The organism is Arthrobacter sp. FW306-2-2C-D06B, assembly GCF_021789175.1.
Lineage (GTDB): Bacteria > Actinomycetota > Actinomycetes > Actinomycetales > Micrococcaceae > Arthrobacter.
Genome location: NZ_CP084560.1, coordinates 416388 through 428036, shown reverse-complemented (window position 1 = coordinate 428036; position 11649 = coordinate 416388). Strand labels below are relative to the sequence as shown.

18 protein-coding genes are annotated in these 11649 nt (G+C 60.0%); 12 read left to right on the top strand and 6 right to left on the bottom strand.

Features of this window, described 5'->3' with window-relative positions:
• Positions 1–107: 107 nt before the first annotated feature.
• The 5 genes from LFT47_RS02170 to LFT47_RS02150 form a co-directional block, all read right to left on the bottom strand.
• On the bottom strand, positions 108–677 hold the full coding sequence (locus tag LFT47_RS02170) for a hypothetical protein (protein WP_236814717.1): 570 nt from the start codon (positions 675–677) through the stop codon (positions 108–110).
• A gap of 208 nt (positions 678–885) precedes the next feature.
• Positions 886–1221: a hypothetical protein gene (locus tag LFT47_RS02165; protein ID WP_236814716.1), complete on the bottom strand. Its 336-nt coding sequence runs from the start codon at positions 1219–1221 to the stop codon at positions 886–888.
• A 200-nt stretch (positions 1222–1421) separates the two neighbouring features.
• On the bottom strand, positions 1422–2030 hold the full coding sequence (locus tag LFT47_RS02160) for a hypothetical protein (RefSeq protein ID WP_236814714.1): 609 nt from the start codon (positions 2028–2030) through the stop codon (positions 1422–1424).
• 118 nt (positions 2031–2148) lie between these two features.
• On the bottom strand, positions 2149–2775 hold the full coding sequence (locus LFT47_RS02155; protein WP_236814712.1) for a hypothetical protein: 627 nt from the start codon (positions 2773–2775) through the stop codon (positions 2149–2151).
• A 241-nt stretch (positions 2776–3016) separates the two neighbouring features.
• Positions 3017–3433 carry a hypothetical protein gene (locus LFT47_RS02150; RefSeq protein WP_236814709.1) on the bottom strand — a complete coding sequence of 139 codons (417 nt, stop codon included), beginning with the start codon at positions 3431–3433 and terminating at the stop codon, positions 3017–3019.
• 60 nt (positions 3434–3493) lie between these two features.
• Between LFT47_RS02150 and LFT47_RS02145 the strand changes: the two genes are divergently transcribed.
• The 8 genes from LFT47_RS02145 to LFT47_RS02110 all read left to right on the top strand — a co-directional run bounded on the left by LFT47_RS02145 (position 3494) and on the right by LFT47_RS02110 (position 6735).
• Positions 3494–3982: a hypothetical protein gene (locus LFT47_RS02145; RefSeq protein ID WP_236814708.1), complete on the top strand. Its 489-nt coding sequence runs from the start codon at positions 3494–3496 to the stop codon at positions 3980–3982.
• A 236-nt stretch (positions 3983–4218) separates the two neighbouring features.
• Positions 4219–4635, top strand: coding sequence for a hypothetical protein (locus tag LFT47_RS02140; protein ID WP_236814706.1), 417 nt, complete (start codon positions 4219–4221; stop codon positions 4633–4635).
• Positions 4632–5045, top strand: a complete 414-nt coding sequence (locus tag LFT47_RS02135; protein ID WP_236814704.1) for a beta-sandwich lipoprotein — start codon at positions 4632–4634, stop codon at positions 5043–5045. The genes LFT47_RS02140 and LFT47_RS02135 overlap by 4 nt, the downstream gene beginning before the upstream one ends.
• A complete protein-coding gene (locus LFT47_RS02130) occupies positions 5042–5245 on the top strand; it encodes a hypothetical protein (protein ID WP_236814702.1) in 204 nt (67 codons plus the stop codon). Before LFT47_RS02135 ends, LFT47_RS02130 begins: the two co-directional genes overlap by 4 nt.
• Complete coding sequence (locus LFT47_RS02125; RefSeq protein WP_236814701.1) at positions 5242–5553, top strand: hypothetical protein; 312 nt, start codon at positions 5242–5244, stop codon at positions 5551–5553. The genes LFT47_RS02130 and LFT47_RS02125 overlap by 4 nt, the downstream gene beginning before the upstream one ends.
• Positions 5550–5960, top strand: coding sequence for a RusA family crossover junction endodeoxyribonuclease (locus tag LFT47_RS02120; protein WP_236814694.1), 411 nt, complete (start codon positions 5550–5552; stop codon positions 5958–5960). Before LFT47_RS02125 ends, LFT47_RS02120 begins: the two co-directional genes overlap by 4 nt.
• Positions 5957–6139: a hypothetical protein gene (locus LFT47_RS02115; protein ID WP_236814686.1), complete on the top strand. Its 183-nt coding sequence runs from the start codon at positions 5957–5959 to the stop codon at positions 6137–6139. Before LFT47_RS02120 ends, LFT47_RS02115 begins: the two co-directional genes overlap by 4 nt.
• On the top strand, positions 6136–6735 hold the full coding sequence (locus LFT47_RS02110; RefSeq protein ID WP_236814684.1) for a hypothetical protein: 600 nt from the start codon (positions 6136–6138) through the stop codon (positions 6733–6735). The genes LFT47_RS02115 and LFT47_RS02110 overlap by 4 nt, the downstream gene beginning before the upstream one ends.
• Positions 6736–7408: 673 nt before the next feature.
• Here LFT47_RS02110 and LFT47_RS02105 read toward each other — a convergent pair.
• Positions 7409–7597: a hypothetical protein gene (locus LFT47_RS02105; RefSeq protein WP_236814682.1), complete on the bottom strand. Its 189-nt coding sequence runs from the start codon at positions 7595–7597 to the stop codon at positions 7409–7411.
• Between the two features lie 153 nt (positions 7598–7750).
• Between LFT47_RS02105 and LFT47_RS21450 the strand changes: the two genes are divergently transcribed.
• The 4 genes from LFT47_RS21450 to LFT47_RS02090 all read left to right on the top strand — a co-directional run bounded on the left by LFT47_RS21450 (position 7751) and on the right by LFT47_RS02090 (position 11647).
• Entirely contained in the window at positions 7751–8056 is a 306-nt protein-coding gene (locus tag LFT47_RS21450; RefSeq protein WP_442863427.1) for an HNH endonuclease, read from the top strand.
• Positions 8057–8310: 254 nt separating this feature from the next.
• Positions 8311–8697 (top strand): hypothetical protein, encoded by a 387-nt coding sequence (locus LFT47_RS02100; protein ID WP_236814680.1) that lies wholly within the window; start codon positions 8311–8313, stop codon positions 8695–8697.
• A 16-nt stretch (positions 8698–8713) separates the two neighbouring features.
• Positions 8714–10219 carry a hypothetical protein gene (locus LFT47_RS02095; protein ID WP_236814677.1) on the top strand — a complete coding sequence of 502 codons (1506 nt, stop codon included), beginning with the start codon at positions 8714–8716 and terminating at the stop codon, positions 10217–10219.
• 72 nt (positions 10220–10291) lie between these two features.
• On the top strand, positions 10292–11647 hold the full coding sequence (locus tag LFT47_RS02090) for a hypothetical protein (RefSeq protein WP_236814676.1): 1356 nt from the start codon (positions 10292–10294) through the stop codon (positions 11645–11647).
• Positions 11648–11649: the final 2 nt, after the last annotated feature.

Sequence of the window (11649 nt, the reverse complement as noted above, 5' to 3'; positions counted from 1 at the left end):
CGACTGGCGTCCCCCAATTAATAGTCATGGGCTAAACAATAGCGCCGGCCTGGGCCAGTCGGTCTGCGGGGACATGCCCAAGCAGCTCGAGAACCACTATCTCATCGCTATCCGCTGGGAACCTGCACGACTTCGGACGCAACAGTAGTCGACTCCGGGTCTTTTCTGCCGAACATGCCGGACTGGTGGCGTAAGCGCGTTGCCGGCGGCTTCAACTTGCTCGCTTCTGTCCACTTGCCAGCGATACGGTGACGGTGCTGGCTGGGTCGCGGCCGGCCGGCAACTCGAGTCCGCTGTCTCGGCCCCTGTACATCGGTTTCTGGCCGGTCACTCAAAGGGGACGGAAAGCCATGATGCTTTTTCATCAAAACCAGCAGGTAAACACCGGCTGCAATAAATGCGGCCAAATACACCGTTCCACCGATCTTGAAAAAAAGTTCCTGACTCGTCCAAAAGTCATTATTCAGTACGCCGAAAGCGGCAACCGCAAAGGCGATAAAGCCACCTACGGCGGCACCGACTGCACCACGGTTGGCTAGCTTTCGCCGAACTTGTGCTTTTTCAGAAAGCTTCGCCGGATTGACGTCTGCGAACTCATCAGTAAGAGACAGAAGTTGGAAGTAACTGCCCCATAGCAGGGTTGCAGCGACAAGCAAGGTAAGGATGTATTCCGACATGAGTTCCCCCAATATTGTTTCGTTCTCGCTCAGGTGAGTCTAAGCCGTAGCGCACAACACCACCGTCCTAAATCCAACGACAGGCGGGAACAGCTAAATCAGGCCGGCAGCGCCATAACGCCGTGACCCCGCCAGCAGCCCGGGACCTGTTCATCGTGGCAGCGCTCTCGCTGGCCGGCGCAGGAACGCTGGTGGCGGCATGAGCGGGCTACGTCGTCGTGTCCACTGCCGGGCTGACTCGCTCGTCGTCCCTGCCGAACATGCCGGCAAACAGCATCGTCAGAACAACGAGGAGGAACGCCACGCTCGCCGCGATAACGAGGCTGATGACAAAGTTCTCGACCTTCGTGACGACGATAACCAAGCACAAGGCCAAGGAAAGGAGATTCGCAACGACGGCGAATTCCCTCCAACGCATTAGTCTAGTGCGCCACTTCTGGCCCGGAATAAGGGCCGGGGAAAGCCGATCCTCCAAAGCAAGGAAAACCAGAAGAGCCGGAATCACCTGGGCGAGCACACCGGCCGCGTTCACATCAATAGTCATGGCCGGAGCATACACACAGGCACCGACACCCGCCGGCCGCCACCCTCGGCATGATCGCAGCCGAATCTTTGGGAGTTACCGCACAAAGACAGCGGGGACCAAATGAGTGTTGGAACTGGACAGCCGCTCTCTCAACTCAGAGGGCTACGGAAGCTCTGCGCTCATCTGAGCATTGCGCCGACCTAGAGGCACACCACCTACTACGACCCATCTGACGAGCTGAGGTAACCGACTGACACCGTCTGAGCCTTCGTCAATCTGTCGTGGGACATCACCACTGAGGCCTCCCTTTCGCTATCGCCTTCCGCCGCGGCGAAGAACGAAGCTGACAACCAGGAGAGGGCATCTACCGCAAACAATGCGCCGAAGTTCAGCACATATCCATCAGGATGAGATGTCAAAGTCATGTGGTGTGACTTTGGAAGGTGCGGCTCTCCCCAATGAAGGAGCCAGTGATATCGATCCTCTGTCGCGCGATCGACGAGAACGGCGGGCATTCCGGTATGCATGAGCGTGTGACGCCAGAGCTGAACTGCAACGCCGGCCGCTCGCGGATCCGCGCCCATCATCTCCAGGCTTTCCTTCAAGCGCACGGTCTGACGGTCAATCCGACCAGTGCGGAGGGTGGATAGACGATCGGTCAAGGCGAACGTGTTCATCACCACCCCATACAAAAGGCGTCCGTACCCACGCCGCTCGGGCGAACCCCAATTTGGGAGCACAAGGATATCGAAGACATCGCGTGTCTCGCGGGAAAGGTCCTCAATAGCCGTGCTCATGACATCGCGCACTTCAGAGAAGGTCGTCATGCATCACATTCTGCTATGAACCACGGATCAGGGATTCGCTTTGTTCAGCTCGTATTTAGTGGGTGCACGCTCACATAATGTCCAACCCCGCGCCCTGCGCCGGCTATCGCGACGCGGTCTAAGCCCTCCCGGATTGAATCGCGTTAATGGCTGCGGGCCTTTCCGGTTCCGCGGCATGTCGCCACTTGACGACAAACTCCCATAGTGAAGCCAGGCGTGCCTTGCGGGGATGAAGATCCATGGCGCGGAAGCTCTCGATCGATTTGCTAACAGCATCCAACATATCTCGTTCCCGAGAGTCCTCGGCCTCCAGACGGGCAGCAGCGACGAGCGCGAGGAGCGCAGAGTCCGATGGTTGGACCGGCTGCGGGGGGTTGTCGCCCCCAATACCATTCTTGGCAAAGATCTTAAACCACTCGCGGTTGTTGTTCTCGTATGTTTCGATATCACGAATGAGGTTGGCGATACCGACAAACATGTCCCTAATCGCGGAATCAAGGCGCTGCTGTCGATCCCTGCGAGCACGCGCTGCCTCGGCTGCTACGCGAGCGTGCTCTGAGGCCTCTGCAATGTTCTTGGCTCGGTTTGCGATCGAAACGGAAACTACTGCAACTGCTGTTGAAGCCAGCCCAGCCAAGGCCGGGACAACGATTGACCCCGATGATGCGAAGCCGCCGTGGGCTACCGCGCTAACGACTACCCGAACCAAAGCGGAGGGCATATCGGGGGAAAACCAGAAATCCATTCCCAAACTCTAACTGAGCCGACCGACGATGGCCGCCCGGGACCTCCGGACACCTGCATGGCCGGAACGACGCAAGCGCCGAAACTCCCGACCGTCAGATCAGGATTGTGTCCACATCAGCCTTTAGCTTCTTGCGAAAGGTCTGCAGTTCTGTCGCCCAGTGCCGTCTCTTCCTGGCCGGGGTCCTAGCCCACTGTTGCGTTGTTCCGATGAGAGTACCGAGAGCTTTGCGGAGCATCTTTCATGCTTCATGCGAGTTTTCGGCATCACCCACTTCATGCAGTTCTCCGGCCCGGGTCGTCAGTACTCCTAGGTCCAATGGCCACAGACTCAGTTCTTCCGCGAGTGGAAAATCGTCGAGGTCCATTGTGATGCGGTTGCTCGCTGAATCCGCTTGGATGACTAGTTGCCCGATCGCCTCCCTGCCATCCGTGTACCGACGTTGCAACTCAGAGAGTGCAGCTTGAAAGTCGGCAAGGGCAGCAAGGACGCGACCCTGCGCTGCGAGTTTTGACTGGTGTCTATTTGTGAGGCGAACAACTACCAGCGCGACAAGGCCACCGATGATCGCCGCAACGAATGCGCCAAAGGTTCCGCTCCATAGCTGCACCCACGTGCCGCAAGTAATTCCGAGCGCATCCCCACAAATCAAGTTCATCCCCGGATCTTATAGGGGCGTGACCAACCAGCTGCTATCCAGCTGAGAAAGGAGGAATCCATGGCTAGGCAATACGGGCAGATCAAGGTGAGCATCTGGGTTGATGATGACTTCCTTGACCTGTCCCCAATGGCTCAGTGGTTGTTCATCCATTTGAGTACGCACGCCGACTTGAGCCACTGCGGCGTCGTGGACTGGCGGCTCAAACGGATCGTTCCCAAAGCAGCCGGCCTAACGCTCGACGTGCTGGAGTCGGCCGCACAGGAGCTCATCGATCAGGTCTACATCGTGACGGACGAGGACACCGAAGAAGTCCTCGTCCGCTCGTTCATGCGCAGCGACGGACTACTGAAGCAACGGAACATGGGCGCCGCCGTCGCGAAGGCCTACGCCTCCGTGTCGTCCCGCAAGATACGCGGCGTCGTCGTCCATGAGCTCCACCGGTTGAAGACCGAGAACCCGGAATGGACCAGCTGGGGAGCGCTCAAGGATGCGATGGCGGGACGGTCCATAAACCCCCGCGAAATGGTATCCGGCGAGGCTGCATAAACCCATCGGTAAAGGGTTCGGGAAACCCTTCCAAAAAGGGTTTCATCGGAGGTTCAAAAAGGGTTTGTGGATGCCTTCATGAAAGGCATCGGTAACACCTGCACCTAACACCTACACCTTCACACCTACACCTAAAAGTGCCAACCAAGTCTGTTTCTTAACTCACCAGAGCCCAGAAAACGGCAGCAACCAGCGGCGAAAGTCAGGCGACGTTTTGGCTTGAAAGGAATCCCAATTTGATCATCACAGACCAGCAAAAGCGGGCCGTCGCCTACCTGCTCCACGAGATCCGACCAGACTGGCCCGTCGCCTCGCTGGTGTCACTCATCGACAAGCACCGCGACGTCCCTAGCCTGGGCGCCCTGACCATCGCCGCAACGACCAAGGCCATGGAATCGACATGCAAGACGCCCGCGCCGATATTCCATCCGGGCCCGCACTGGCCGGAAGCCGCCCGTCGCCAGCTGCCCAAGCCGCCGCCGTGCGAAGACCACATTGGCCAAGACGCCCACACCTGCAGATCCTGCTGGGCGGACGTCAAAGCCGGGATCCGCCCACGCGACCGCATCGGCCAACACCACACACCAGAAGACGAAGATCACGAAGCCGTCCCAACCGGGGCGGCTTCAGTCATTCAAGGAGACAAAGCATGAGCATCAAGATCCGCAAGAAGCCCGCAATCATCGCCGCAGCGCTGAGCCTGGCCGTCCTGCTGTCCGCCGCAGCGTGCGACTCGGACGCCAAGACAGCCAGCGACAACCTGTCCAAAGCCGCCGACCAGTTCGAAGTTCAACGCAAGATCGTCGGCGTCAATGGCATCACCGGCAAATACGAGTTCTACGTCGAGGGCCGATGCTCCATCGACCCACAGGACCGCAAGCTCGTCGTGACCTGTCGCCAAGGTCCGAACGACTACCGCAAGCACTACGTCGGGCTCAGCGACAACACCTTCTACGTCGCCACGCAGATGGACGGGATCGACGTTTCGGTATACCACACCCGCATCATCCTCAAGCCCGAAGGCCTGATCCCAGAAATCGACTTGCAGGGAGGCAAGCAGTGACCAAGTTCAAGCTTGGCGATCACGTCCGAGTGACCGACCCACGGAACGGCTACTTCGACCAAGTCGGCCGCATCACCACCATCGACAAGTCAGACGTCGAAGGCCTGCCATACCGCGTCACGGGTCTCAGCAAGGTCACACCGCTCTGGTTAGGCCCGCACGAACTCACCCTCGCCGATCCCGAACAGGAGCAACCATGATCCGCAAACTCGGCAAAGCCCGCTGGACATATGAATGCCGCTCATGCGACTACACCTCTCCGATCAGTGCTGACCAGTTCAGGGCCATTGAGGCGTGCCATCGGCACGAACGCAGCTTCGAGCACGCCTCGAAGCCTCTAACTGAGTCGGTAACCTTCTTCGCTAACGCGATCACGGAGCTCGGAATGACATTCGTGGAGACGATCGCATCAGCGTTCAAGCCACTGGCCGATGCTCTATCGACGCCGCAGAATCGCCCGCACGATCCGACGCTGCTGCACGATCGCAGGAAGTGGGGCGGCCGATGACCTCGCTCCGTGTAGTTGCCTACGGCCACCCTGCCAGCCAAGGCAGCAAGAAAGCGTTCAAGCGGGGCCGGAAGATCGTCATGGTCGAAATGGACGACAAGCTGCCCGCCTGGCGCGCCGCCGTCGAAGGAGCAGCACGAGCCGCCGCCGGGATGCACTGGCCGACCATCGACGGCCCCGTGTCCATCACCGGCGAGATCCGGCTACCCAAACCACGCACAACCAAGTACGCGGATCACCCAGCCGGCACCCCGGATCTCGACAAGCTCCAAAGAGCCGTCGGCGACGCCCTCACCAAATCCAAAGTCATCAAGGACGACGCCCGAATCGTCCACTGGAACATCCGCAAAGTCTGGGCCGAAAGCCTCAGCGGACTCGACATCACCATCACCCAGGAGCAGCCATGAGCAACCAGATCAAGATCGAACGTGTCGCCGAAGACAAGAAAGCCGGAATGACCCTCGGCGACGTCTTCGCCTTCGCTCAAGACGCGCTCAACCACAACATCGACCCGCGGACCCCTGTAAAAGTCACGGCCGGGTTCCGGCAGCAAATCCAGAAGCTCGAAGCAGGAGGCGCCCGATGAGCAATGAGTGCACCACGCACGATTGCCAAAACCAAACCCACCTGTACCTCTGCGACCAATGCATCCGCGACCTGCAAGCCTGGCTCGACAAGGTGCCCGTCCTCATCGCCGCGCTCGGCGTCACCATCGCAAAACTGGACATGGTTCGGCCAGCAGGCGGCGGATGGAACGCCGGAGGGAAGCCGGGCAGTGCGGCACCGATTAACCTCGACGCACTGCAACTGCAAGAGAACCTCAAGACTGTCTCAAGGCGAGCGCAAGACTACGCTCACGACGTCCGGCTGGCCGGCATCGCATGGCTCATCGCGGACTGGGTAACCAAAGCTGAGCTGCTCGTCAGCGGACCGGAAGAACCGCCCGTCAACCATGCAGCCAACCGCGAGCGCATCAAAGGCATTGCGCCACCCATGCCAACCCGGCAGCTCGTGCCCTGGCTACGTCAAAACGCGCAGATCGTCCTCACCGGAAAGGACATTCGGAACTGGGCTCACCGCGGCAAGCTCAAAGCAGTCAGCCGACTCCCGACGCCGACCTATCACCCGCACGAAGTACTCGACATCTGGTACGAAACGCGCAGGGCAGAAAGTCGCCCATGAAGCCGCACGATTGTGTTAAAGTGTCTCACTGAGGGGTATTTGACGTACCCAACATCAAGCCGGATCGCACAAGCGACCGGCTTTTTTCGTGCCCGGAAACTTCCACATCAGGAGGCGCGCCATGTGAAGTGGCACCAACACCGGTCTTTCACCTGAATAGCCCGCCGGACATGAACGGCGGGAGGGCTGAATGAATCATCTAGAGATGACGGCATATGCGCCCGGGTTCGAGTCCCGGGCAGCCCACTGGCACTGGTAAATGACCCGACAGTGCCAACGTGTGGACCCCCGTCAACGTCAGGAACACGAACCAACGAAGGATGCACCAAAGGCGCCCCCATGCGCTTGCATCCTGCGGGACCACACAAAAGGCTGATGACCCACCATCCGGGAGGCGCCCGTAACAGCGCTGTCGACTTCCCCTCAGAACATGTGATGCCCTGCCCCAAGAGTGGGCCGGCGGAATTAGACAGGGGATCAAGACCTTGGAACGTCGGCGAGCAAATCTACATTCGTCTCCGCGACCCGCAAGCCAAGGCAACCCCAGCCGGCCACCGTCTCAGGCAAACCGGAAGCACAACCAGAGACAAGCACCCCAGAGCTGCCGACTGGGTGAGATCGCAGCAACGCCGGACCCCGGCACGGTGCACCACGCCGGGGCCTGGCACCAACGCTAACCTACGGAATCAGCGATGTTGTATGCGTCCTCAAGTGCCGGGACAGATACGACCTTGTTGTAGGCCTCCGCGAGGGTCTGGATTGTTCCCGGTGACTGCGGCTTTCCACTCAGGTCCTTAATCGACCTGAGGATCGCTGCCCGCGCTTCCCGATCAGCCTCAACGATTTCAGCGTGCGTCGCCATTGGCAGGCGCCTTTCTCTAGGTGGTGGTGGTCTGCCGGATGCAGCCACTCGAATCCAAACCTACCTACAAGGACTGACATTTGTCGGGGCACTGATGACCGTGGAAAGACGGAGGTCGCGACCCGCAAGCCAAAGCACCTTTGGGGGACGGATATGGCGACATCACGCACTGGCACGGCCACATGGAAGCGAGTCTCACGCCAAGCCAAGAAGACGGCCAGAGCAAACGGCCAAACACGCTGTCCCTACTGCGGCACCACCCTCGACTACGACGTCGGGCTCAAGCCGAACAGTGCCGAAGCAGACCACGTCATCCCCCACTCCAAAGGTGGTCGAGACACCATCGACAACTGCATTGTGTGTTGCCGCAGATGCAATCAATCAAAAGGCAATCGCATGGCACCCAAAGCATCAACCGTCCTCGCAGCCAAACCACTCAAAACCAGCCGCCGCTGGTGAAAAGCGCATTCCCGCGTGTACGAAAACAGGCATCCCAGAACCCCATAACGGGGGTAGGGGGAAGGCCCCTCCCCGGGGCCTCCCGCTCGCTCCCCCAGGCATTAGCGAAAATATCCCCCCGAGCTGGCTCGTGGGGCCGGCGGGCCTCCCTCGGCCGCCTTTGTAGCCGCCGCGCCGTTTGCTTGTAGGGCATTTTGACCCCATTCAAAATGCTCTCGTGGATGGCGCGGCCCCAAACTTCTAGGAGGTCCGCCGTGGATGTTCCTGCTGGTCTTGGTGAGCGTGGCTTGTCGATCTGGGAGGCGATGGCCACTCAAGATGTTCCGCGGAATGCGCTTGTGCTTGAGGCTGCCCGGCTGGCTGACCGTTTGGACGAGCTCGACAACATCATTCAGGGCAAGGGCGTCCTGAACCTCATGCAGTTCCGGCTGGACATGGAGTCCGGTGAGGACGGCGAGTACAACGTCGAGGTGAAGTTCCAGAACGTATTTTCTGAGGCCCGCCAGCAGGCGATCGCATTTTCCACGATCCTTTCGAAGCTTGCCCCGGCTGACGCTGCCGCGAAGCCGGCCAATGTGCCGATGCCGACGAATGTCACCCCGCTTGATCGAATCAAGGCGCGGGGGTTGAAGAAGGCCTGACTGGTGGTGGTGTCCGTTGAAGGGTTCGCAGGACGCCCGCTTCTACATCGCTCCGACTCCTCGCGGGTATTCGTGCGATCATGCTGAGGCCGCGATCGACCTCGCCGCAGGTTACGGCCTGATCCTTGACGAGTGGCAGGCGCAGGTTGTGCGCGCGTGGCTGCGGACCACAACGACGGGCCGCTGGTGTGCTGGCACGTGGGGCGTTTCAGTGCCGCGGCAGAACGGCAAGAATGGCAGCCTGGAGGCTGTCGAGCTGTACCTGCTGGTGCAGTTGGGCCTCAAGGTCTTGCATACCTCGCACCTGCTCACCTCGGCGCGGAAGGCGTTCAAGCGCCTGCTTCATTTCTTTGGTCAAAAGGTCAATGACCCGAACGCCCGATTCCCTGAGCTGAATGCCATGGTCATTGAGATCCGCAAGACCAACGGGCAGGAAGCCATCGTTCTGGACAATGGCGGCATGATCGAGCTCGGCGCCCGCACGGGCGGCGCCGGCCGTGGTAGCTCCTTCGACGTCTTGGTTATCGATGAGGCTCAGGAGTATGAAGAGGATGAGCAGGAGGCTCTGAAGCCGACGATTTCGGCGGCCCCTTCTGGCGATCCGGTAACGATTTTCATGGGCACTCCTCCCAAGGACCTTTCCGAGCGTGGCGAACCGTTTGTACGGGTGCGGAATAACGCGGTGACTGGCAAGAACCGGCGCGCAGCGTGGGTGGAACATTCCGCCAAGGGTGACGTCGACAAGATGACCGAACCTGGGATTGCCGAGTTCGTTCGGGACATGCGGAACGCCGCGGACGCCAACCCGGCGCTGGGTATCCGCATTTCCTTGGAGACGATCCAGGACGAGCTCAATGAGTTCTCCCCGCGGTCCTACGCGCGTGAGCGGCTGAATATGTGGCCGACGCCCACGGAGGCCGGGAAGCGCGCGTTCAAGCATTGGGCTGACCGAAAGATAACGGACCCGGACGATGAATGGCCGATGGCCGCACTTGGTGTGGACATGAACCCTGAGCAAACCAAGGTGTCCATCGGCGTTGCGGCTTTCTCCGAAACATACGTGCACCTTGAGCTGGCCGTCGACGCTCCTTTCGATGAGGCTGGCACATCTGCGCTGGTCGCGTGGATCTGGGAGAGAACGAAACGCCGCATCCCGGTTGTCATCGATGCATACTCGCCCGCCCGGGACATCCTCGAGGTGCCGCTCAAAAAGCGGAACATCACGGTGTATGTCCTGAACTCGAACGAGTACACGCAGGCATGTGCGATGCTGCGCCGCGCTGTCGATGTGGAGAAGTCCGTTACCCACTTCGGACAGGATCACCTGGACGAGTCGGTAAAGCACACCGTGCAGGATCCGATCAAGAACAGGCCGGGCTCTTTCAAATGGAACAAGGACAGCCTGGAAGCTGACCTCGCTCCAACGGTCGCAATCACGTGCGCCTATTACGGCGCCCAAAAGTTCGCACGCCGCCGGCAGGAGCCTTCTGAGAAGAAGGTCCGCGCCGCAATTGTTTTCTAGGAGGTGGCCCGCTTGGCTGGTCTTGAGTTGACGCGGTCACTGACGGTCAATGAGGCGGCTGTATTCAGCCGAATGTTGACGACGATTCGGCGCAAGGCGGATCGCAACCGGCTTCGGACGTCTTACTTCGATTCGAAAAAGCGTCTGGACAAGATCGGCTTTTCGATTCCGCCGCACATGGCCGACTTCCAAGTGGTCATTGGCTGGGCGAACAAGGCGGTGAAGGTGCCGGCCCGGCGTATCCGCCCGGACGGGTTCACGATTGCCCAGCCTACGGCGTTGATGGATGACGTCGATGAGGTCTTTGAGGGCAATTACTTTGCGGCCGTCGAACGGATGGCCATCGAGTCAGCTCTCCGGCACTCAGCGTCTTTCGTGTTCGTCACCCCTGGCGATACGAACGCCGGTGAACCTGAAGTGATCGTGGCTGCGCGCACCGCCTTGGAGGCGACTGCAGAGATCGCGCCGCGCACGAACCGCGTAACGGCGGCTTTGGAGCTCGTGAGCCGTTGGGAAGCGTTGCTTTACCTTCCGGGCGAGACGCTGCGGGTTGAGTACGTCAATCGCGAGTGGCTGGTGACGAAGCGTTATGCCGGCGTCGCTGGTCGTGTGACTTGCACTCCATATGTGTGGGGCAGGTCGTTGGATCGTCCCTTCGGCTATTCGCGGATCACCCGGCCGCTGATGGGCTACACGGATGCTGGCGTGCGAACCATGCTGCGGCAGGAGACGACGGCTGAGTTTTACTCTGCACCCCAGCGTTCATTGATGGGAGCGAGCGAAGAGCACTTCACGGATGCCAAGGGCAAGCGCATTTCCCCGCTGGATGCCCTCATGGGCGGCGTCTGGGCACTCCCGGACGTGTGGGATGACGAGGAGGGCAAGCTCGTTCGACCGTCCCTCCAGCAGCTCACGCAGGCATCGATGCAGCCCCACAGTGACATGCTCAAGACGATCGGCCTGATGGTGTCCAGCGAGACGTCCATCCCCGTCGGATATTTGGGCATCATCAGCGACAACCCGTCTTCGGCGGACGCTATCCGCGCCTCCGAGGCAGATCTGATCTCCGTTGTGGAGGACGAACTGCCAAGCATTGGCATGTCTCGGGTTGACCTGGCGCGCAACGTTTTGGCCGTGAAGCACGGCGAATGGACTCCCGAGATGGAGCTGTCGTTGCGTGGCTTGACGGCGCATTTCATGGATCCTGGCACGACGTCGAAGGCGGCCCAAGCGGATTCTGGCCTCAAATTCACGCAGGCCTTCCCGAATGCTGACCCTGAGGTTGCCATGGAGGAATACGGGCTGTCCAAGTCGCAGATCGAGCGGAACCTTGCATATGCGAAGCGCGCGCAGGCCGGGCAGCGTCTTGATGCCCTTGTGGCCGCTTCGAAAGCGTCCGCGGCGCCCGTGTTCAGCTCTGGCGGTTAGTA